This is a genomic window from Synechococcus sp. ATX 2A4 (assembly GCF_024346375.1).
Classification (GTDB): Bacteria; Cyanobacteriota; Cyanobacteriia; order PCC-6307; family Cyanobiaceae; genus MW101C3.
Window position 1 is genome coordinate 42,934 of the sequence record NZ_JAGQCV010000009.1, and the last position, 20,877, is coordinate 63,810.

Below are 20,877 nucleotides of genomic sequence, written 5' to 3' on the forward strand. Positions count from 1 at the left end.
CTGCCCCGCCGGTCCAGCCGGTTCGTCCATGAGCTCTGCTTTGAAGGTCAAGACCAGCCCCCGTCCCGGTAGCCGGTTGGCCCTGGAAGTGGAGATCCCCGGTGGCCGTTCCCAGGCCAGCTATGAAGCGGCGGTGAACAAGCTGAGCCGCAGCGTGCGCCTGCCGGGATTCCGGCCCGGCAAAGTGCCGCGGCCTGTGCTGCTGCAGCAGATCGGTCCGCTGCGGATCCGCGCCACTGCCCTTGAGGATCTGGTCGACAGCGTCTGGCGGGATGCGCTCGCCCAGGAAAAGATCGACGCCCTCAGCAGCCCCGAACTCAGCGAAGGCTTCGATGCGCTGCTGGAGCGCTTCAATCCCGGTGAGGCCCTGGTGGTCACCCTGGAGCTGGATGTGCAGCCCACCCCCAGCCTGAAGGCCACCTCCGGCCTGACGGCCGAAGCCGAAGCCGTCAGCTACGACCCGGCCCGCATCGATGAACTGATCGAACAATCCCGCCGCCAGCGGGCCACCCTGGTGCCGGTGGAAGGCCGGCCCGCCGCCACCGGCGATGTGGCGGTGGTGAGCTTCAGCGGCAGCTACATCGACACCGGTGAAGCGATCGTCGGGGGCACCGCCGAGGCACTGGAAGTGGAGCTCGACGATGGCCGCATGATCCCCGGATTCGTGGAAGGCATCCTCGGCATGGCCATCGGCGAGGAGCGGCAGATCAGCTGCCAGTTCCCCGACGACTACCCCCAGGAAGACGCGCGCGGACGGGCCGCCGGCTTCGCGATCACGCTCAGCGATCTCAAGACCCGCGAATTGCCCGCCCTCGACGACGCCTTCGCCCAGGAAGCCAGTGAGAAAGCCACCCTGGCCGAGATGCGGGCCGACCTGGAAGCCCGGCTGCGCGAAGACGCCGAACGGCGCGCCAGGAACGGCCGCCAGGAAGCGCTGCTCAGCGCCTTGGTGGAGCAGCTGGAGGTGGAACTTCCCGAAAGCCTGATCCAGCAGGAAGTGCGCAATTTGATCGAGCAGACGGCCAGCCAGATCGCCCAGCAGGGCATGGACGTGAAGAAGCTGTTCAGCCAGGAGCTGGTTCGCAGCCTGATGGACACGTCGCGCCCCGAGGCGGTGCAGCGCCTGAAGCGCACCTTCGCCCTCCAGGCCCTGGCCAAGGCCGAATCCATTGCGGTGGAGGCGGCCGTCGTCGACGCCAAGGTGAAGGAGGTGAGCAAGGGCTTCAGCGACACCAGCAAGATCGATCCCGAGCGGCTACGGCTGGCCGTGGCCGACGACCTGCTGCGCGAGAAACTGCTGGAGTGGCTGGAGGCAAACAGCACCGTCACCGAGAAGGCACCGGAACCGGCCGGCGAAGCCAACGAGGACGCCAGCGAAGCCACCACAGAGGCCGCCAGCGCAGGCCCAACGGCAGCAGCCAGCGCAGGCGACACTGCCGCCGCGACCGAACCTCCGGCCCCAGCGACCTGAAGCGCAGCGGCCATAGATTGATTCCATCTCCCCTCGCATCCCCACGGCCGCGTGATCGACGCCTTCCGTCCCCATCCGATCCAGAACCGCTGGCAGGGCCACCCAGCCATGGCCCTCAGCGGCGTGGGGCCCCAGGCGGCACCAGGGGTGCTCCCCACGGTGGTGGAGCAATCCGGCAGAGGCGAGCGGGCCTTCGACATCTACTCCCGCCTGCTGCGGGAGCGGATCATCTTCCTCGGCACCGGCATTGACGACGCCGTGGCCGACTCGCTGGTGGCCCAGCTGCTCTTCCTGGAGGCGGAAGATCCCGACAAGGACATCCAGATCTACGTGAACTCTCCCGGTGGCTCGGTCACAGCCGGGCTGGCCATCTACGACACCATGCAGCAGGTGGCCCCCGACGTGGTCACCATCTGTTATGGCCTGGCGGCAAGCATGGGAGCCTTCCTGCTCTCCGGCGGCACAAAAGGCAAGCGGATGGCCCTGCCAAGCGCCCGGATCATGATTCACCAGCCGCTGGGCGGCGCCCAGGGCCAGGCGGTTGACATCGAAATCCAAGCGAAGGAGATCCTTTTCCTCAAGGACACCCTGAACGGATTGATGGCCGAACACACCGGCCAGCCCCTGGCAAAGATTGCCGAAGACACCGACCGCGACTACTTTTTGTCTCCAGACGAAGCCGTGACCTACGGGCTCATCGATCGTGTCGTCACCGACACCACGCCGCTCTGAGCCGTACCAGCGCGGCCTCCTTCGTCTGACCCCGCCATTACGGGCCCCTCTGGAGTTCCGGCCTCCAGCGTTCTTCCTCCGCTTCCGGATCCCACGCGATGGCCAAGTTCGACGCCCATCTGAAGTGCTCGTTCTGCGGGAAATCGCAGGAACAGGTGCGGAAGCTGATCGCCGGGCCAGGGGTCTACATCTGCGACGAATGCATCGACCTCTGCAACGAGATTCTCGATGAGGAGCTGGTGGACGCGCCGGGCAGCACCCGCACCCACCACGACAGCAGCAGAAAGCCTGCGCCCCGAAAGGGCGCCAAACCGGCCCCCACCCTGGCCACCGTCCCGAAGCCACGGGAAATCAAGGCCTACCTCGACCGGCAGGTGGTCGGACAGGACGAAGCCAAGAAAGTGTTGTCGGTGGCGGTCTACAACCACTACAAACGCCTGGCCTGGCAAGGGGATGGGCAAGGCGAAACCGACCATCTCGCCACCCGGCTGCACAAATCCAACATCCTGCTGATCGGCCCCACCGGCTCCGGCAAAACCCTCCTTGCCCAGACGCTCGCTGAGCAGCTCGACGTGCCCTTCGCGGTGGCCGACGCCACCACGCTCACCGAAGCCGGCTACGTGGGCGAAGACGTGGAGAACATCCTGCTGCGGCTGCTGCAGAAGGCCGACCTGGATGTGGAGCAGGCCCAGCGGGGCATCATCTACATCGACGAGATCGACAAGATCGCCCGCAAGAGCGAGAACCCCTCGATCACCCGGGATGTGTCGGGCGAAGGGGTGCAGCAGGCCCTGCTCAAGATGCTGGAGGGAACGGTGGCCAACGTGCCGCCGCAGGGCGGGCGCAAGCACCCCTACCAAGACTGCATCCAGATCGACACCAGCCAGATCCTGTTCATCTGCGGCGGTGCTTTCACTGGCCTTGAAGATGTGGTGCAGCGGCGGCTGGGTCGCAACTCGATCGGCTTTCTGCCCAGCGATGGCCGCGGCCGCAGCCGCACCCAGAAGGAGCAGCAGGCCGCCCACGTGCTGCGCCACCTGGAGCCCGACGACCTGGTGCGCTACGGCCTGATCCCGGAATTCATCGGCCGGCTGCCGGTGAGCGCCGTGCTCGAACCGCTCGACATCCACTCCCTCGAAGCCATCCTCACCGAGCCGCGCGACGCGCTGGTGAAGCAGTTCCAGACCCTGATGAGCATGGACAACGTGCGGCTGGAGTTCGAGGCCGGCGCCATCGAGGCGATCGCCCAGGAGGCCCACCGGCGACGCACCGGCGCCCGGGCGCTGCGGGGCATTGTGGAAGAGCTGATGCTCGATGTGATGTACGACATCCCCTCCAACGACGCGATCACCACCTTCACCATCACCCGTGAGCTGGTGGAGCAGCGCTCACGCGCCAAGATCCTTCCCTACCCCGGCCTGGTCGACAAACAGGAATCGGCTTGAGGCACAGCCGCCATGGCCACGGCTGACCACCTGCAGGTGCCGCGCCAGCACGGCCTGTTCGACCATCACGGCATCGATCTGGGCGACGGCACGGTGGCCCATTACCTGGAGGGTCGCCAGATCCTGCGCAGTCCCCTCGCCGACTTCTCCCGTGGCGAAGCGATCAGCGTGGTGCACTACCCGGAGGCGGAGGTGTCGCCGGCGGGGGTGACGCTGCGGCGCGCCATGGGGCGCCTGGGAGAGCAGCGCTACAACCTGGTGTTCAACAACTGCGAGCACTTCGCCAGCTGGTGCAAGACCGGCCGTCACCGCAGCTCCCAGGTGGAGGGGTGGTTGGGCACCGGCAGCCTCGGCGCCCTGGCCCTGGGCCAGTTCATCCCCGCCGCTCTACTGGTGGCCGTGCGGCTGTTGCTCCGCCAGGGCCTGGCCATTGATGGCACCCAGCTGGAGCGCGGCCGCGAGCTGGCCCGCCGCAGCCTGGAGCAGCTCGATGCCCTGCGACTGAAGCTGCAGCAGCGGCTGGAGCTGGAGCTGGAGCAGGCCGAAGCGCGCTGGAAAGGCGGCAGCAACGACCAGTTCGACCGGCTGCGTCTGCAGGCCCAGAACCTGGCCGATCAGCTGGAAGCGGTGGAGGAACTGGAAGGCCGGCTGGAGCGTCTGCTGGGCACCGGGAGCCCCCAGTAACCTCGCTGATCAGGCCGTCCGGGGACCCCGCCATGACCCAGGCCAGCGCCTATCAGCCGCTCCATCACAAGTACCGCCCCCAGCGCTTCGACCAGCTGGTGGGGCAGCAGGCGATCGTGGCCACGCTCAGCAACGCCCTGCGGCAGGGGCGAATCGCGCCCGCCTACCTGTTCAGCGGCCCGCGTGGCACCGGCAAGACCTCCAGCGCGCGGATCCTGGCCCGCTCGCTCAACTGCATCGCCGCCGACGGCCCCACCCCCGAACCCTGCGGCGTCTGCGAACTGTGCCGCTCGATCACGGCGGGCAATGCCCTCGATGTGATCGAAATCGATGCGGCCTCCAACACCGGCGTCGACAACATCCGGGAGCTGATCGAACGCTCGCGCTTCGCACCGGTGCAGGCCCGCTGGAAGGTCTACGTGATCGACGAGTGCCACATGCTCTCGACCGCCGCCTTCAATGCGCTGCTCAAGACCCTGGAGGAACCGCCACCGCGGGTGGTGTTCGTGCTGGCCACCACCGATCCGCAGCGGGTGCTGCCCACGATCCTGTCCCGTTGCCAGCGCTTCGATTTCCGCCGCATTCCGCTGGAGGCGATCGAAACCCACCTGGGTGAGATTGCCCGGCTCGAAGCGATCGGCATCACGCCCGAGGCCCTGCATGTGGTGGCCCAGCGGGCCCAGGGCGGCCTGCGGGATGCCGAAAGCCTGCTGGACCAGCTCAGCCTGCTGCCGGCCCCGGTGGAGGCCGGCGCCGTCTGGGAGCTGCTCGGGGCGGTGCCGGAGCAGGAGTTGCTCTCCCTGGCGGCGGCCCTCGCCGCGGCGGAGCCGCTGGCCGTGGTGGAAACCTGCCGTGAGCTGCTGGAGCGGGGCCGCGACCCGGGGGCGGTGCTGCAGGGGCTGGCCTCGGTGTTGCGCGACCTCACGGTGGCCGCGGCCGCGCCCGGGCGCCTGGAGTTGAGCAGCCTTTCCCCCCAGTTCCGGCCCCAGCTGCCGGAGCTGGCGGCCCGCATCTCCACCCCCCGGCTGCTGAGCTGGCAGGCCGGCCTCAAGGGCAGCGAACAACAGCTGCGTCAGAGCGTGCAGCCGCGGCTATGGCTGGAGGTGCTGCTGCTGGGCCTGCTGGCCGAACCGTCGGCGGGCAACGCCGGTGCTCCGCTCCCCGCCGCGCCCGGCGCCACCATCAGGAGAGCCGCCGCGCCGGTTTCTGTTGCGCCGGGAACTGCTGCGCCCGGCAGTGCCCCAGCTGTTCCCAGCGCCCCCCCCGCCAAGGCCCCAGGTCCCGCGGCCGCAGTGCCTGGCGTGCCGGTGCCCTCCAGCGCAGGGGGCGGCAGCAACCTCACTGAGCTGTGGCAGCAGATCCTGGCCAGCCTGGAGCTGCCCTCCACCCGCATGCTCCTTTCCCAGCAGGCGGCACTCGTGCGCCTCGACGGACAGCGGGCTGTGGTGCGGGTCAGCGGCAACTGGGTGGCGATGGTGCAGAGCCGTCTGCCGCTGTTGGAGAGGGCCCTGCAAAGTGCGCTGGGCTCCCCCCGGCAGCTCGTACTGGAGAGCGCCGACGCCGCAGGTCCAACGCCCGAGGCCGGGGTGGCTTCGGGATTACCAGCTGGGGCCGTGCCGGGGGGAGGGGTGGCCGCAGGACCGGCACCGAGACCGGAAGCCTCCCCACCGATGACGCTGCAACCGATCTCCCTGCCAGCTGCTGTGGCGTCTCCTGCGCCGGCCGCGACTCTGGCGCAGGAGACCGCCCCCGCTGGTTCAGGGCCTGGGACTCCTGTCAGCGCCATGGCTAGGGCTGGCGTGCCGCTGCCTGCAGCCGCGGCCCCTGGTGGTAGCGCACCAGCCCCTGCGGCTCCTGTCGCACCCGCACCTCCCGTGCCGCTCGACGACAAGGCGAGGCGCCTGGCGGACTTCTTCAACGGCGAGGTGGTTCCGTTCGACGGGCCGGTGCCAGGACAGCAGGATGGGGCGAACCCGCCCTAGGAGACCTGGGTGGTGAGGTCGGGCTCGCCGGTGAGATCGTCGGCCTCCTCATGGCTTTCGTCGCCGGTCGCCTCGCCCACGTGGAGCGTCTTGGCCCAGACGAGACGTTTCGGCAACAGGGCCATGCGCAGTGCCACCCAGGGAATCACCACGAACCAGTGGGCCAGGTAGGCGATGCCCAAGGCGGCGGTGAAGGGATGGATGCGTGGCAGCGGTGGGCCCTCGCTGCTGCGCCGGCAGCCCGCCACGATCGCCGCTCCGGAGAGGCCGAAGGCCACGATCGACAGCGGCCAGATCGACGGCAGCGTGCGGGTGGCCAGAGCCGTGATCAGATCGGCGATCGACACCACCGGCAGGGCGTACTGGAGCAGAAAGAACGCCGCCAGATCGAGCTTGCGGGAAGGGGCCAGCGGGCCGGACACCAGGCGGGGCCAGTAGTCAAAGAAGCGTTGCAGGCCCCCTTCGGCCCACCGCTGCCGCTGCCGCCAGAGGGCGGGCAGGGTGCGCACGGCCTCTTCCTCCACCGGCGGATCCCAGAGCACGCCGATGCTGCAGTCGCCCAGCAGCAGACGGAAGCTGAGATCGAGATCGTCGGTGACGGTGGCTTCGTTGAAGCCGCCACAGGCTTCCACCGCATCACGCCGCAGCAGTTGGCCATTGCCGCGCAGTTCGGCGACGCCACCGGAGGCCAGACGCCCCTGCTGAATCACAGTGTCGAGGGCCATCTCCATCGCCTGGGCCACGGTGAGCAGGTTGCGATCGGCTTCCACCACCGCCTTGCGGAGCTGAACAGCCGCCCAGCCACCCGCTTCGGCGTAGGGAATCAGCCGTTGCAGCAGCTCCCTGGGCATGCCGGCATCGGCGTCCAGCACCAGCATCCAGCGGCCGCGCAGCTGGGGCAGCACGGCATTGAGCGCCCCCGACTTGCCCCCACCGGCATCCCGCGGCCGGCGCAGCACCGTGAGCAGGGGGTGGCGGTTGCCGATCTCCTCCAACAGCGCTGCTGTGCGGTCTTCGCTGCCGTCGTCCACCACCCAGAGGTGCAGCTGGCCTTCGGGGTAGCGCAGCTGCGCCACCCGCTCCACCAGCCGCCTGATCACCGCCTCCTCGTCCCGCGCCGCCACCACCACATCAACGTCCGGCCAGGCCTCCATGGCCTCGGGAAGCGCCACTGCCGACTGGGGCTTCCAGAGTCGGAACAGCACGGTGCGGATCACATAGGCGCCCAGCAACAGGGTGAGGCTGATTGCCGGCAGCAGGTTGCGGGGCGGCTCCACCCAGTGGGGTGCCGCGCCGGCACAACCGCACAGCAACACGAACAGCGCCGCTTTGCCACGCCGAGGACGAGAGACGGTCTTCGCTGCGGTCAGGCCTGGCATAAATAGAGGCTCTCCGTGATGCCACGCCGCACGCGACAGGGTCCCGGTCGTGGCAGGGCTCGAACTGGGCCGAACTCTAAAGGCCCTGGCCGAGTGCCTCCAGCGGCTGGAGCTGCGTGCCTGGGTAGTAACGAATGAGCAGCTGGGGCAGGGTCCAGCCGCGACCGGCCAGATCGATCGCGCCCGCCTGGGAAAGCCCGGCGCCATGGCCGAAGCCGCCGCCGTTGAAGCGCCAGCGACCCGCCCCCTCCGCCTTGAGTTCAAACAATGTGCTGGGCAGCTGCCGGAAGGTGCGCCGGATGGCATCACGGCGCAGCACCTGGCGGCCTTCGCTCCCCTCGATGGCCAGCGCCAGGACGCGACCGCTTGGCCCCCGCTCCAGCACCCTGAGTTTCAAGGGGGTGCCCACCGGCAGTCGGGCCGTGGCGAGGGCCTGCTGCACCTGAGCGGTCGTCATCAGGCGCTGCCAGCGGAAGCGCGGGTGGTAGGCGCCATAGGCGGAACCACCGCCCGCCAGCAGCGCCGGCAGCGACGCCGCCGCCAGGGGCACCGCAAACCGCGCGTTGAAGGCGGGCGGACCATCCGGCGCCGCCTTCAGGTAGGGCAGCGGCGCGCCGCTCCACACCTCCTCAAAGCCGGCGGCCATTCCACCGTTGGTGGCGTGGTAGACGGCATGGATCGGGGCGCCCTGCCAGGTGAGCACCTGGCCCCGGGTGGCCTGAATCGCCGCGCGGACCGCCGCCCCTGCCTGCCGTGGGTCGGCGTAGACCTGGCACTGGGTGTCGGCGCAGAGGTGGTAGCCATCGGTGGTGTAGCGGTGCATGTTGCGCAGCGACCAGGTGCGGGCCAGCACCGCCTGAGCCGCGAGGGCGGCCGGCGGTGATCCGGCGCCGATCTCATGGGGTACCACCCCCAGCAGATAGCGCTCCAGCGGCACCTCCTCGATCAGGCTCCAGCCGCCATAGGCGTTGCTCGCCAGGCGGAACGGGCCCTGGAACACGCCGCCCTCCCAGCGCAGCCCGCCCGGCGCCGTGATCCGCAGGGGACCCTTCAATGCCGCGCCGGCAGCTCCCGGCTCCCCGGACGTCAGCACCAGCCGCTGGCTGAAGAGCTGCTCCACCTGACGCGCCTGCAGGCCGGCCGGAGCCTGCGTGGCGCCAGGAGCCCACACCTCCCACTCGGCGGGATGGGCGATCACCGGGCTCACGCCGAGCTCACGCCAGGCCGTGGCGGCCTGCTCCGCACTCTCGAAGCTGGCAAACGGGCCCAGCACGGTGCGGGCGAGCTGGAACGGCTCCGCCAGGGGCACCTCCCGCCAGCGCAGGCGAACGCTCGGCCCCGAGAGCCGCTGGCCATCGGCATCGGTGAGCACCAGCTCGCCCGCCGCCGCCTGCAGCACCAGCGGGGCGGCTTTGGCCACGGCGCCCGGAGCAGGACCCAGGCGTGGTCCGAGCGACACCCACAGCACGGGCTGGGCGGGTTGCAGCGGCGGCGGCGCGCTGGTGGGCCAGTGCAGGGGCAGCGGGGCGAGGACAGGGGGGAGGGCGGGGACGGCGCGGCAGCCGGGTGCCGCCAGCAAGGTGAGCGCCAGCCCGAGTGCCGCCGGCGCCAGGACAGGGCCGGGCTGCAGGGGAAGCGGGGCAGAAGGACGCAACAGCTGGCGGAGCATGGGCAAAGCGGACGGGGGGAGTTGGCAGCTGGCACTACCAAGTCGTAGTTTGGTTGTTTGTGAAGTCGCGCAGGACATGCCGAAGCTCAAGACCCGCAAAGCAGCCGCGAAGCGGTTCAAGCTGACCGGCAGCGGAAAATTCATGCGCCGGCATGCCTTCCACAACCACCTGCTCGATCACAAAAGCCCCAAGCGCAAGCGTTTTCTGGGCACGATGGCGGTGGTCGACGAACGCGACGCCGACAACGTCCGCCGCATGCTTCCTTACGCCGGCTGATCTCTCGCCAGGTCACCCACACCCCGTCCTTCAATTTCGCCCTGAGAACACACCATGGCCCGCGTCAAGAGGGGCAACGTCGCCCGTAAACGCCGTAACAAGATCCTCCGCCTGGCCCGTGGCTTCCAGGGCGGCAGCGGCAGCCTGTTCCGCACCGCCAACCAGCGGGTGATGAAGGCGCTTTGCAACGCCTACCGCGACCGTCGCCGCCGGAAGCGCGACTTCCGCCGTCTGTGGATCGCCCGCATCAATGCCGCCGCCCGCATCAACGGGCTGAGCTACAGCCGGCTGATCGGCGGCATGAAAAAAGCCGACATTCTGCTGAACCGCAAGATGCTGGCCCAGCTCGCCGTGGCTGATCCCGCCAGTTTCACCAGCGTGGTTTCGGCCGCTACGCGCTGATCACCACCGCATCGCGGGGAGGCCCGATGGACATTCTCCTGCCTCAGGCCTATCTGATCGGCCTGATCCTGTTGCTTGGCGGTGCAGCCGTGGTCATCGCCCTTCAGGTGATCCGGGTGCGCCGTGATGAATCGGCACTGGCCCGGCTCGAGGGGCAAGCCAAGGGGGGGGATGGCAAAGATCCCGCCGTCCTCTATGAACTCGGCTCGGTCCAGCTGCGTAAACGGCTCTACTCCCAGGCGGTGGACACTCTCCGGCTGGCCCAGAAGAAGAGTGGCGGTGAACCCCCCGAGGCCCAGGCACTGATTCAGAACGCCCTGGGGTTTTCCCTGGCCGCTCAGAGCAACTACGCCAGCGCCATCCGTCACTACAAGTCAGCCCTGCAGGCCAAACCCGATTACCCGGTGGCGCTCAACAACCTCGGCTACGCCTTCGAGCGCCAGGGCAAACCCGATGAAGCCCGGGACACCTACGCCAAGGCCCTGAGCCTCGACCCCACCAACAAAACCACCCTCAAGCGGCTGAAGCTGCTCGATCGCCGCTTTCCAGCCGACGTGAACACCCCGGCGACCAGCGGCCAGGGGATGGCCGCCAGCAGCAGCGATTCAGGGCCGGCAGCTGGAGCCAGCAACGCTGGCAGCAAATCAACTCCCAAACCCTCACCCACCAACACGCCGGCCTGAGGTCCGCGCGACAGGTCCCCGGCGAACTCGGATAAGGTCAGGAGCACGTGCTTGCTGTCACCACAGCCCGCGGATCGGCGCCCCCTGCCCAAGAGGCTGGCCAGCGGGACGGGCAGCCGGCAGGGCGGAGGCGCTCACGGGGTCGAGCACCAGCCGGCCACCAGGATTGGTGAGCCGTGGGGCATTCCAGCCCATCGGCGAGAAGCCCTGCAGACCAAGAAAATCACCGCCGGGTTCGAGGCCAAGGCTGAGGTTGTCGATCAGGGGAATGAGCTCCAGCTGATCCGATTTGGCATTGAGATTGCCCTGCACCGGCGAGCTGGCGCTGCCCACCGTGAGCGTGCCGCGCAGGTCGATCATCTGGCCCATGGCCGTCACCGTGTCAAGGCGCAGTTCCACAGGGGTGGGGGCGCCGCCACCGAAGGCCTGGTAGCTGCCACGCCACTGCCGCGGCAACTGGGTGGCCAGCAACGCCGCCCGGCCCACCGGATCGAAGGTTTCCACCGGGCCGATCTCGCTGAAGGAGGTGTCCAGCGGCGAGGCGGGCGGAAGGCTGAACGGCACGAAGCTGCCCACCGGCACCGGACTGGCAGCGAGCAGCAGGGAGAGAACCGGTGTCATGGAAGCAATCAGGCCTGCGCGAAGGTTAGGAGGCGTGCGCTGTAACTTCTCCCCATGGTGCAGATTCCGGGCTCGGATCCGTCAGGCCTCGCCGACGACACATTGGTGATCGGTGGCCGCCGCTTCCGCAGCCGCCTGATGACCGGCACGGGCAAGTACCCCTCACTTGCGGCGATGCAGGCCAGCCTGGCGGCCAGCCGCTGCGAGATCGTCACCGTGGCGGTGCGGCGGGTGCAATCCGCGGCGGCAGGCCACCAGGGCCTGATGGAGGCGATCGACTGGAGCACGATCTGGATGCTGCCCAACACCGCCGGCTGCGCCAGCGCCGATGAGGCCGTGCGGGTGGCGCGGCTGGGCCGGGAGCTGGCCAAGCTCGCCGGCCAGGAAGACAACACCTTCGTGAAGCTGGAAGTGATCCCCGACAGCCGCCATCTGCTGCCCGATCCCTTCGGCACCCTGGAGGCAGCCGAACGGCTCGTGAAGGAGGGTTTCACCGTGTTGCCTTATATCAATGCCGACCCTCTGCTCGCCCGCCGGCTTGAGGAGGCAGGCTGCGCCACGGTGATGCCGCTGGGCTCTCCGATCGGCTCCGGCCAGGGCATTCGCAACGCCGCCAACATCGCCTTGATCATTGAGTCGGCAGGGGTGCCGGTGGTGGTGGATGCGGGGCTGGGCGTGCCCAGCGAAGCGGCCCAGGCCATGGAGATGGGGGCTGACGCCCTGCTGATCAACAGCGCCATCGCCATGGCAGGCGATCCACCTGCCATGGCCTGGGCGATGGCACAGGCCACCGCAGCGGGCCGCTGCGCCTGGAAGGCCGGACGCCTGCCGCTGCGGCAGGACGCCCAGGCCAGCTCGCCGGGGTGGGGCAGGATCGGCGACGCCACGTCTCCGCGCCTGTGACGTTCTCTTTCGGCCCCAGTACCGGCCGGAAAGGGCATCGATAAGGTTCGCTTTCTCAATCGGGCCACCCCAGCATGTCGGTCATCAAGGAGGACGGGGGCAGGCTCAACGCCTTTGCCCGGGAACCGCGCATGCAAGTGGTCGAAGCCGGAGGAGAACGCAGCCGCAGCACCACGGTGCTGCTGATCGCTGGTGGACTGCTGGTGCTGACCATGGTGGGCGTGGCGGTCGGCATCAGCTGACGCCGTTTCCGCTCGGGCCAGGCCAGCACCGGGGTGTGCCGCGGCAGGGGCCTCCACCGTTTCCCCGCAAGGGGGGCGGAATGCCTGTAGTAGCTTGCCCCAAGAGAGCAATCGCTCGTTCAGCAGGAGTTCAGACGTGAAGGTTCTCGTTCTCGGCGGCGACGGCTTCTGCGGCTGGCCCTGCGCTGTGAACCTGGCCGACGCCGGTCACGACGTCGTGATCGTCGACAACCTGAGCCGCCGCAAAATCGACATCGACCTGGGGGTCGAATCGCTCACACCGATCGCCACGATCCACGACCGTCTGCGGGCCTGGGAGGAAACCGGTGGCCGGCCCATCCACTTCGTGGCGCTCGATATCGCCCAGGACTACGACCTGCTGCTGGGTCTGCTGCGCAGTGAGCGTCCCAGTGCCGTGGTGCACTTCGCCGAACAGCGGGCCGCCCCCTATTCGATGAAATCCAGCGCCACAAAGCGCTACACGGTCGACAACAATGTGAATGGAACGCACAATCTTCTTTGTGCAATTGTTGAAAGCGGCCTCGATATTCATATCGTTCACCTCGGAACCATGGGGGTGTACGGCTATGGATCCCACCGTGGCGCCACCATCCCCGAGGGCTATCTCACGGTGGAAGTTCCCCAGCCCGATGGCAGCCGCTTCCAGGAGAAGATCCTTCACCCCACCGATCCCGGCAGCGTCTACCACATGACGAAAACGCTGGATCAGCTGCTGTTCTTCTACTACAACAAGAACGACAGCATTCGCGTCACCGACCTGCACCAGGGCATCGTGTGGGGCACCAACACCGATCTCACCGACAGGGATCCGCGCCTGGTCAACCGCTTCGACTACGACGGCGATTACGGCACCGTGCTCAATCGCTTCCTGATGCAGGCGGCGATCGGCTACCCCCTCACGGTGCATGGCACCGGCGGCCAGACCCGCGCCTTCATCCATATTCGCGATTCGGTGAAATGTGTGGAGCTGGCGATCGACAACCCCCCGGCAGCAGGGGAAAAGGTGCGCATCTACAACCAGATGACCGAAAGCCACAAGGTCAAGGATCTGGCCGAAAAGGTGGCGGCCGTCACCGGGGCCAAGCTGAACCATCTCCCCAACCCCCGCAAGGAAGCCATCGAAAATGACCTGATCGTCGACAACCGTTGCCTGATCGAGCTGGGGCTCAAGCCCACCACCCTCGACGACGGCCTGCTGGGCGAGGTGGTGGATGTGGCACGCCGCTGGGCCGATCGCTGTGATCGCTCCCGCATCCCCTGCGTGTCCACCTGGACCCACAGCCAGGCGGTTGCGCTCCAGCCGGTGATTTGAACGGACCGTCCGCAGGCAAGCCGTCTCCGTGAAGATCGCACTGTTCACCGAAACCTTCCTTCCCAAGGTCGACGGCATCGTCACGCGGCTCACCAAGACGGTGACCCACCTGGTGCGTGCCGGTGACGAGGTGCTGCTGTTCTGCCCGGAAGGAGCCCCGGACACCTTCATGGGCGCCCGGGTGATCGGCGTGCCGGCCCTGCCCCTGCCGCTCTACCCAGAGCTGAAGCTGGCCTTGCCTCGCCCCCTGGTGGCCGAGGCCCTCGATGCCTTCAAACCCGACCTGGTGCACGTGGTGAACCCCGCCGTGCTCGGCCTGGGCGGGATCTGGCTGGCGCGCACCCGGGGGGTGCCCCTGGTGGCCAGCTACCACACGCACCTGCCCAAGTACCTCGAGCACTACGGCATGGGCATGTTCGAACCGCTGCTGTGGGAGCTGCTCAAGGCGGCCCACAACCAGGCGGCACTCAACCTCTGCACCTCCTCGGCGATGGTGGAGGAACTCAGCCAGCACGGCATCCAGCACACCGCCCTGTGGCAGCGGGGGGTCGACACCGATCTGTTCCGGCCTGAATGGCGCAATCCGGCCATGCGGCGCAAACTCGCCGGGGCTCACGGCGACAGCGACAGCCTGTTGCTCTACGTGGGCAGGCTCTCAGCAGAGAAGCAGATCGAGCGGATCCGGCCGGTGCTCGATGCTCTGCCCCAGGCCCGGCTGGCGCTGGTGGGCGATGGCCCGCACCGCCAGCAGCTCGAGAAGGTGTTCGCCGGCAGCGCCACCACCTTTATGGGTTACCTGGGCGGCGAGGATCTGGCCAGCGCCTATGCCAGCGCCGATGCCTTCCTGTTCCCTTCTTCCACCGAAACGCTGGGGCTGGTGCTGCTGGAGGCGATGGCGGCCGGCTGTCCGGTGGTGGGCGCCAACCGCGGCGGCATTCCCGACATCGTCACCGACGGGGTGAACGGCTGCCTCTACGACCCCGACAGCCCTGCCAGCCTCACCGCCGCCACTGAACGGCTGCTGGCCAGCACCGAACAGCGCCAGGCCCTGCGATTGGCGGCGCGGGCGGAAGCTGAGCGCTGGGGCTGGGCGGGTGCCACCCAGCAACTGCGGCGCTTCTACAGCGAGGTGGTGCGACCCCCCCTGCAGCTGGTGGCCTGATGCTCCCACCAAGCTCCAGGAACCCGTTCAGGTCCATCCGAAGCAGATCGTGGCGCGGCCCCCGGAAGCAGCCGCAAACCAGCCGCTGCCGCCAGCGCGCGTTCAGTTGCTCAGCTGGGGCAGGGTGTCGCGGAACCAGGTGGTGAGCAAGGCCTTCACCATCGGTGCCGCCACCGTGCCGCCATAGCCGCCGCTGTTCTCGCCGAAGGCAATGATCACCAGATTGGGCTTGTCCGCCGGCGCATAGCCGCCGAACCAAGCATGGTCGGGGCGGGGTGGGTCCTCCGCGGTGCCTGTCTTGCCGGCCACGGGAGGCAGCGAAGGGTTGTTGAGCAGGGTGGCCGTGCCGCTGGTGACCGCATCCCGCAGGCCCTCGCGCAGCACTTTCAACGTGCTGGGTTTGAGGCCGATCCAGCGGCGCTCCACCGGCCGCTCCGCCAGGTGGGGCGTCACCAGCCAGCCGCCGTTGGCGATCGCCGCATACAGACGGGCCATCTGCAGGGGCGTCACGGTGACGGCCCCCTGGCCGATCGAGGAGGTGATCGTGTCCACCGAGGTCCACGGCTCATCGAGCACCTGGCGCTTCCAGGCGGGATCGCCCAGCAAGCCGGGGCTCTCCTCCCCCTTGAGTTCCACACCGGTGAGGCTGCCGTAGCCCAGGCGGCGCGCTGCTCTGAACAGTTCATCGGGGCCGGTCTTGAGGCCCAGCCGGTAGAAGAAGCTGTTGCTGCTCACCGCCATGGCCAGGCGAAAGCCGATGTTGCCGAAGCTGCCGTGATCCGCGTAGCACTGGCCGTCGTAGCAGAAGGAGCCTGAAGTAAGGATCGTGGAGGCGGGGTTGAACAGACCCGATTCCAGGCCCGCGATCGCGGTGATCACCTTAAAGGTGCTAGCCGGTGGAAACCCGCGCAGCGCCCGGTTGAGCATGGGGGCTTCCGGGCGGTTGAGCTCATTCCACTGCGTTGTGGTGGGGCCCTCCGAAAAGATGTTGGGGTCGAAGTTGGGGCGGCTGGCCATGGCCCGAATTGCGCCGGTCTGCGGATCCATCGCCACGATCGCCCCCTTGCTCACCCCGCTGAGGGCCTTTTCTGCCGCCTTCTGCAGCTCTAGATCGAGGGTGAGGCGCAGGTCCTTGCCGGCCCGCGACGGCTTGTCGCCCAGCACCCGCTGCACCTGCCCTTCGGCGTTCACCTCCAGCTGCTGTCCCCCCCACTCGCCCCGCAGATGGTTCTCGTAGACGCGCTCCAGGCCGGTGCGGCCGATGCGGTCCTGCAGGCGGTAGCCGGTTTCAGACAGCTCCTTGTATTCCTCTGCGGTGATGCTGCTCGTGTAGCCGAGCACGTGGGAGCCGAGGCGTCCGTGTGGGTAGGCGCGCAGCACATCGACATCCACATCTGCTCCTTTGAGCGACTCGGACTGCTCGCGGAACCGCAACACCTGCTCGCTGCTGAGGGGGCCCGCCAGTTCGATGCGGAAGCCATCCACGGCCCTACCAGCGCTGCGTTTGGCATCGAGCTGCGCGGGGTCAAGCTCCAACAGGGACGCCAATCGCTCCCGCAGCAGGGGCCAGCCTGCGTCATCGACGAGCCGGGGCTGGATGTAGAGGTTGTAGGTGAGGCGGTTGCTGGCCAACACCTGGCCGTTGCGATCCAGCAGACGCCCCCGCATCGGATGGCGGGGGAGCAGGCGGATGCGGTTCTGATCCGCCAGCAGCTTGTTTTCTGCCCCCTGGGCGAGCTGCAGCCAGACGAGCCGGGCGCCCATCGCCGCCATCACCAGCACGATCAGCCCGAGCAGCCAGGCCGGCTGGTGCCGCATGCCCGCATGGCGGGCCTGTCCGTGCAGATGGCCAGCGGCCATGATTTCAGGCCTCCAGGCGGTGCTCAAGCAGCGCCAGGCGCTCGGAGATCCGCGCCAGTGCGGTCTGCAGCGCCTCCCGCTCTCGCTGCGGGTCTGCGGCTTCTGCGAACCCGGTGGCGGCGGGATCACCCGGCTGCGGCGGCCAGGGCGACGGCGGGGCCACGTCGCGCACCTCCACCTTCATCACGGGGTTGCCGAGGCCAGGCTGGATCTGATCGAGGCTCTGCCGCACGGCCCGCGCCGCCGGATCCCCTTCCTGCTTCAGCTGGGCGAGCGGATCGGTTGAGGCGGTGAAGGCTTCCACCACCTCGCGCGGACCTCCCTTGCGCGCCCGCTCCACCACCGCCATGCCCACCGGCAGCACCTCCTGCATCAGCGCGAGCCGCAGGGTATCGAGGGGATCAGCCATGCCGAAGCAACCGAGGCAACGCCACCCGCGCAGGCGGGCGGCTTTGCCCCCAGTTTGACGCTCTCAGGGCGTGGCAGGGACTCAGGGCAGCCGCTGCACACCGGGATCGACGATCATCTGACGGCAGAATTCGCGCGAACCCACCATCCAGCCGGCACCCACGGCCAGCACCAGCACCGCAGTGAACGGCAACACGGCCTGCCGGGTGACATCCAGCCCCGCCCACTCCCCCCAGCTGCGCAGCAGCCGTTCGCGATCGAAACGGCGGCGCTCCTGCCGCTCCAGCGTCTGCCGGCGCCGCAGCGACTTCTCCACCCAGCGCTCGAAGGAGCGTTTCTTGGTCACGGCCATCTTGCGCTCCACCTCGAGCAGGTGGCCGGCACTGAGGTCGGGGTTGAAGGTGCTGATCAGCTCCAGGGTCTTGAGGAACATCTCCACAGCGCCATCCTTGATCTGCACCTCCTGCTCGGGGATCTCCTCCCACAGCACCTCGGGGTAGAAGCGGCCCCGGTTGGCGAGGATCTGTTCCTCCTGCAGCTGACCGGGTTCGCGCAACCAACGGTCAGTGTTGGCATCGAAACGCCGCCAGTAGAGAAAAGGGTTGAGATAGATCACCTTTCCCGCCAGCTGGATGCTGTCCTGCTGGAGGCGGCGCTGCAGCTGAGGGTCCTGCTCGAGGGCGACGGTCAAGAGAGGAAGGCCGGGCCCTGATGGTATCGAAGCTGCCCCGGGCAGGCCAGGCCGGATCGATGGTGCCTTCAACCGACGCTCATTCCCACTCGATCGTGCCAGGGGGCTTGCTGGTGATGTCGTACACCACCCGGTTCACGCCCCGCACTTCATTGACGATGCGGTTGGAGATCTTCTCCAGCAGGTCGTAGGGCAAGCGCGACCAGTCGGCGGTCATGCCGTCTTCGCTGGACACACAACGGAGCACGATCGGGTACGCGTAGGTGCGTTTGTCGCCCATCACACCAACACTGCGCACCGGCAGCAGCACCGCAAAGGCCTGCCAGATGTCGTGATAAAGACCCGCCTCCTGCACCTCCTCGCGCACCACCAGATCGGCATCCCGCAGGATGTTGAGGTTTTCGGCGGTGACCTCGCCCAGGATGCGGATCGCCAGACCGGGCCCCGGGAAGGGATGGCGCCGCACGATCTCCTCGGGCAGGCCGAGGCTGCGGCCCACCTTGCGGACTTCGTCTTTGAACAGACGCCGCAGGGGCTCCACCAGCTTGAACTGCAGATCCTTGGGCAGGCCGCCCACGTTGTGGTGGCTCTTGATCTTCACCGCCACCCGTTCGCCGGTCTTGGGATCCACGCCGGTGCCGGCCGATTCGATCACATCGGGATAAAGCGTGCCCTGGGCGAGGTAATCGAAGGGGCCCAGGCGCTTGCTCTCCTGCTCGAACACACGGATGAACTCGGTGCCGATGATCTTGCGCTTCTCTTCGGGATCGGTGATGCCATTGAGCTTGGTGAGAAAGCGATCACGGGCGTTGATGTATTCAACGTGAATATGGAACTGGCGATCAAAGAACTCCATCAGGAACTCAGGCTCCCCTTTGCGCATGAAGCCCTGGTCGATGAACATGCAGGTGAGCTGATCGCCGATCGCCTTGTGCAGCAGAAAGGCGAGGGTGGAGGAATCCACGCCGCCGGAGAGGGCAAGCAGCACCCGCTTGCTGCCCACACGCGCCTGCACGTCGGCCACGGCTTCGTCGATGAAGGCGCTGGTGGTCCAGTCAGGCTCGCAGCCGCAGATGTGGTAGACGAAGTTTCTGATCATCACCATGCCGCCGGTGGAATGCACCACCTCGGGATGGAACTGCACGCCATAAAGTTGGCGCTGGTGATCAGCCACCGCCGCTTCTGGAGTGTTCTTGGTGTGGGCAAGCCGTGCAAATCCAGGCGGCAGGGTTTCAACCGAATCGCCGTGGCTCATCCACATCGTGGAGCCATCCTCCACATTGGTGAGCAGATCGGTGGGATCGTCGACCTGAATCGGCGCCTTGCCGTATTCGCCCCGTCCCGCCGCCACCACGCTGCCGCCCAGCTGTTGCACCATCAGCTGCATGCCGTAGCAAACCCCGAAAATCGGGATGCCCAGATCCCAGAGGCCCGGATCGCACACCGGCGCCCCTTCGGCATAGACCGAGCTGGGGCCGCCGCTGAGGATGATGCCCTTGGGGGCCAGTTCGCGCAGCTCATCGGCGCTGGTGGCGTAGCCCATCACCAGGGAATACACCTCGGTTTCCCGCACACGGCGGGCGATCAGCTCCGAATACTGGGAACCGAAATCGAGGATCACGATCGCCGGGTGGCGCTGGCTCTCCGGCTGTTCCAGCGACTGTGAAGCTTGAGACATACGACCGGAACGCTTCTTGATCGGCGGCTGGCCGGTTGAGTTGCCCCCGGAGCAAGGCCCCGCATGGGCCGCCAGGCCTGAGCCGCTCACCCTAGTGGGTGCCGGAAAGCCTCCAGTAACTTCTGGCCTTGAGGTCCGCACACACGCAGCTGCCGCCGGCGGTCGAACAGCGCGGCCCCCACGATCATGGGGAAGCTGCCGTAGCGGGCCAGGTAGGCCATGCTGCGCTGCTCGATGGCCGTGGCGATGCGCCGCTCCAGCCGCTGGGCAAGGGCGGGATCCGAGGCCGCCAGTTCGCTCAGCGCCGCCTCCACGGTGGCGGCAGCATGCAGGCGGGCCAGGGCTGCGCCGCTGAGCCCTTCAAGGGCCGCCAGGGCGGTGAGCACCTCGGCGCGGCCATCGGCGAGATGGTGATGGGTGTGGAAGATGCCGCCGGCCAGCTTGATCAATTTGCCGTGGTAGCCGAACAGCAACAGGCGGCACACGCCCGCTTCCCCCGCCGCCACCAGCACCGGGCCCAGCCAGTTACCGGCCTTGAGCAGCAGCTCGCCGGGCAGCCCCAGGCTGGGGGCCAGATCGAGGCCGTTCTCACCGATCACCAGCACAAGATCACCGGCGAAGCCGGCGGTGGCGGTGCGCGCCGCCAGGGCCGCCAGGCAGGCCTGCAACTGATCAGGAGCCGCACTGCGCTGCACCTCCGCCTGGGTGCCGATCAGGGCCAGCCCGTCGACCACGCCGAAGGCCGCATTGCTGGTGCGCAGCGCCAGGGCCCGGCCCTCGGGAAGCACCAGCCGCAGGCGCACTGCCCGGCCGGCACCGACCAGCGGCCGCAGGTTCGCCTCCAGCACGGCGCGGGCATAGGCAGAGGCGCACAGGTCGCCACTGGCGCCATGCACCCCCACCCCTTCGCCGGGCTCCAGCACGAAGCACGCTGCGTCGGCCGGTGACGGCTGGATCCAGCTGGCCACCACCCACACCGCCAGGCCACGGGTGAGATCCAGTCCAGCCCCAGGGTCGCAGCGGCTGATGCCGAGGGCGCGGCCCGGCCCGATCGGAGCCGCCGCTTCCACCGGCACCTGCTGCACCCCGGGCGGCTCGAGCAACTCCAGCGCCTGCAGGCCCTCGAAGGGGGCAGCAGGGCCCTCCTCCCCCCGATCGAGCGCCCGCACGGCGGCGCAGGCCGCGGCCGCCACCCACACCGGCAGGGTGTAGCCGGATGAAGCCTTCACCATCCGTTTTTTAAGGTGGAGGATTG

At 68.1% G+C, this 20,877-nt stretch carries 20 protein-coding genes; 12 read left to right on the forward strand and 8 right to left on the reverse strand.

Features of this window, described 5'->3' with window-relative positions:
• The first annotated feature begins 28 nt into the window (after positions 1 to 28).
• The 5 genes from tig (at position 29) to KBY97_RS09890 (ending at position 6,314) form a co-directional block, all read left to right on the forward strand.
• Positions 29 to 1,471, forward strand: coding sequence for a trigger factor (tig, locus tag KBY97_RS09870; protein WP_255146690.1), 1,443 nt, complete (start codon positions 29 to 31; stop codon positions 1,469 to 1,471).
• Between the two features lie 51 nt (positions 1,472 to 1,522).
• Positions 1,523 to 2,203 (forward strand): ATP-dependent Clp endopeptidase proteolytic subunit ClpP, encoded by a 681-nt coding sequence (clpP, locus tag KBY97_RS09875; protein WP_255146692.1) that lies wholly within the window; start codon positions 1,523 to 1,525, stop codon positions 2,201 to 2,203.
• A gap of 98 nt (positions 2,204 to 2,301) precedes the next feature.
• The gene (gene clpX / locus KBY97_RS09880) at positions 2,302 to 3,648 is read left to right on the forward strand and encodes an ATP-dependent protease ATP-binding subunit ClpX (protein WP_255146693.1); all 1,347 of its coding nucleotides are present in this window, start codon (positions 2,302 to 2,304) and stop codon (positions 3,646 to 3,648) included.
• Between the two features lie 12 nt (positions 3,649 to 3,660).
• On the forward strand, positions 3,661 to 4,332 hold the full coding sequence (locus tag KBY97_RS09885) for a lecithin retinol acyltransferase family protein (protein ID WP_255146694.1): 672 nt from the start codon (positions 3,661 to 3,663) through the stop codon (positions 4,330 to 4,332).
• Between the two features lie 32 nt (positions 4,333 to 4,364).
• Positions 4,365 to 6,314, forward strand: a complete 1,950-nt coding sequence (locus KBY97_RS09890) for a DNA polymerase III subunit gamma/tau (protein WP_255146695.1) — start codon at positions 4,365 to 4,367, stop codon at positions 6,312 to 6,314.
• Here the strand turns inward: KBY97_RS09890 and KBY97_RS09895 are convergent.
• Together KBY97_RS09895 and KBY97_RS09900 are read right to left on the reverse strand one after the other, a co-directional pair.
• Positions 6,311 to 7,684, reverse strand: coding sequence for a glycosyltransferase (locus KBY97_RS09895; RefSeq protein ID WP_399217639.1), 1,374 nt, complete (start codon positions 7,682 to 7,684; stop codon positions 6,311 to 6,313). The genes KBY97_RS09890 and KBY97_RS09895 overlap by 4 nt on opposite strands.
• A gap of 85 nt (positions 7,685 to 7,769) precedes the next feature.
• The gene (locus tag KBY97_RS09900) at positions 7,770 to 9,362 is read right to left on the reverse strand and encodes a SpoIID/LytB domain-containing protein (RefSeq protein ID WP_255146698.1); all 1,593 of its coding nucleotides are present in this window, start codon (positions 9,360 to 9,362) and stop codon (positions 7,770 to 7,772) included.
• Positions 9,363 to 9,438: 76 nt separating this feature from the next.
• On the opposite strand from KBY97_RS09900, the gene rpmI reads away from it, so the two are divergent.
• From rpmI to KBY97_RS09915, 3 genes are read left to right on the forward strand one after another with little or no spacing between them, the layout of a single operon-like run.
• Positions 9,439 to 9,639 carry a 50S ribosomal protein L35 gene (rpmI, locus tag KBY97_RS09905; RefSeq protein ID WP_255146700.1) on the forward strand — a complete coding sequence of 67 codons (201 nt, stop codon included), beginning with the start codon at positions 9,439 to 9,441 and terminating at the stop codon, positions 9,637 to 9,639.
• Positions 9,640 to 9,693: 54 nt separating this feature from the next.
• The gene (rplT, locus tag KBY97_RS09910; RefSeq protein ID WP_255146702.1) at positions 9,694 to 10,041 is read left to right on the forward strand and encodes a 50S ribosomal protein L20; all 348 of its coding nucleotides are present in this window, start codon (positions 9,694 to 9,696) and stop codon (positions 10,039 to 10,041) included.
• Positions 10,042 to 10,067: 26 nt separating this feature from the next.
• Positions 10,068 to 10,724 (forward strand): tetratricopeptide repeat protein, encoded by a 657-nt coding sequence (locus tag KBY97_RS09915; protein ID WP_315857159.1) that lies wholly within the window; start codon positions 10,068 to 10,070, stop codon positions 10,722 to 10,724.
• 57 nt (positions 10,725 to 10,781) lie between these two features.
• Here the strand turns inward: KBY97_RS09915 and KBY97_RS09920 are convergent, their stop codons facing one another.
• Positions 10,782 to 11,345, reverse strand: coding sequence for a hypothetical protein (locus tag KBY97_RS09920; protein WP_255146704.1), 564 nt, complete (start codon positions 11,343 to 11,345; stop codon positions 10,782 to 10,784).
• 54 nt (positions 11,346 to 11,399) lie between these two features.
• On the opposite strand from KBY97_RS09920, the gene KBY97_RS09925 reads away from it, so the two are divergent.
• The 4 genes from KBY97_RS09925 (at position 11,400) to KBY97_RS09940 (ending at position 14,985) form a co-directional block, all read left to right on the forward strand.
• Positions 11,400 to 12,248, forward strand: coding sequence for a thiazole synthase (locus KBY97_RS09925; protein ID WP_255146706.1), 849 nt, complete (start codon positions 11,400 to 11,402; stop codon positions 12,246 to 12,248).
• 74 nt (positions 12,249 to 12,322) lie between these two features.
• Positions 12,323 to 12,490 carry a photosystem II assembly protein Psb34 gene (psb34, locus tag KBY97_RS09930; protein WP_255146707.1) on the forward strand — a complete coding sequence of 56 codons (168 nt, stop codon included), beginning with the start codon at positions 12,323 to 12,325 and terminating at the stop codon, positions 12,488 to 12,490.
• A gap of 136 nt (positions 12,491 to 12,626) precedes the next feature.
• On the forward strand, positions 12,627 to 13,823 hold the full coding sequence (locus KBY97_RS09935; RefSeq protein WP_255146708.1) for an NAD-dependent epimerase/dehydratase family protein: 1,197 nt from the start codon (positions 12,627 to 12,629) through the stop codon (positions 13,821 to 13,823).
• Between the two features lie 28 nt (positions 13,824 to 13,851).
• The gene (locus KBY97_RS09940; protein WP_255146709.1) at positions 13,852 to 14,985 is read left to right on the forward strand and encodes a glycosyltransferase family 1 protein; all 1,134 of its coding nucleotides are present in this window, start codon (positions 13,852 to 13,854) and stop codon (positions 14,983 to 14,985) included.
• Between the two features lie 102 nt (positions 14,986 to 15,087).
• Here the strand turns inward: KBY97_RS09940 and mrdA are convergent, their stop codons facing one another.
• The 5 genes from mrdA to cbiD all read right to left on the reverse strand — a co-directional run bounded on the left by mrdA (position 15,088) and on the right by cbiD (position 20,854).
• Positions 15,088 to 16,845, reverse strand: coding sequence for a penicillin-binding protein 2 (mrdA, locus tag KBY97_RS09945; protein ID WP_255146711.1), 1,758 nt, complete (start codon positions 16,843 to 16,845; stop codon positions 15,088 to 15,090).
• Positions 16,846 to 16,849: 4 nt separating this feature from the next.
• Entirely contained in the window at positions 16,850 to 17,254 is a 405-nt protein-coding gene (locus KBY97_RS09950) for a hypothetical protein (protein WP_255146712.1), read from the reverse strand.
• Between the two features lie 81 nt (positions 17,255 to 17,335).
• Positions 17,336 to 17,944, reverse strand: a complete 609-nt coding sequence (locus tag KBY97_RS09955) for a hypothetical protein (protein WP_255146714.1) — start codon at positions 17,942 to 17,944, stop codon at positions 17,336 to 17,338.
• A 79-nt stretch (positions 17,945 to 18,023) separates the two neighbouring features.
• Positions 18,024 to 19,622, reverse strand: a complete 1,599-nt coding sequence (guaA, locus tag KBY97_RS09960; RefSeq protein WP_255146715.1) for a glutamine-hydrolyzing GMP synthase — start codon at positions 19,620 to 19,622, stop codon at positions 18,024 to 18,026.
• Positions 19,623 to 19,708: 86 nt separating this feature from the next.
• Positions 19,709 to 20,854, reverse strand: a complete 1,146-nt coding sequence (cbiD, locus tag KBY97_RS09965) for a cobalt-precorrin-5B (C(1))-methyltransferase CbiD (protein ID WP_255146717.1) — start codon at positions 20,852 to 20,854, stop codon at positions 19,709 to 19,711.
• Positions 20,855 to 20,877: the final 23 nt, after the last annotated feature.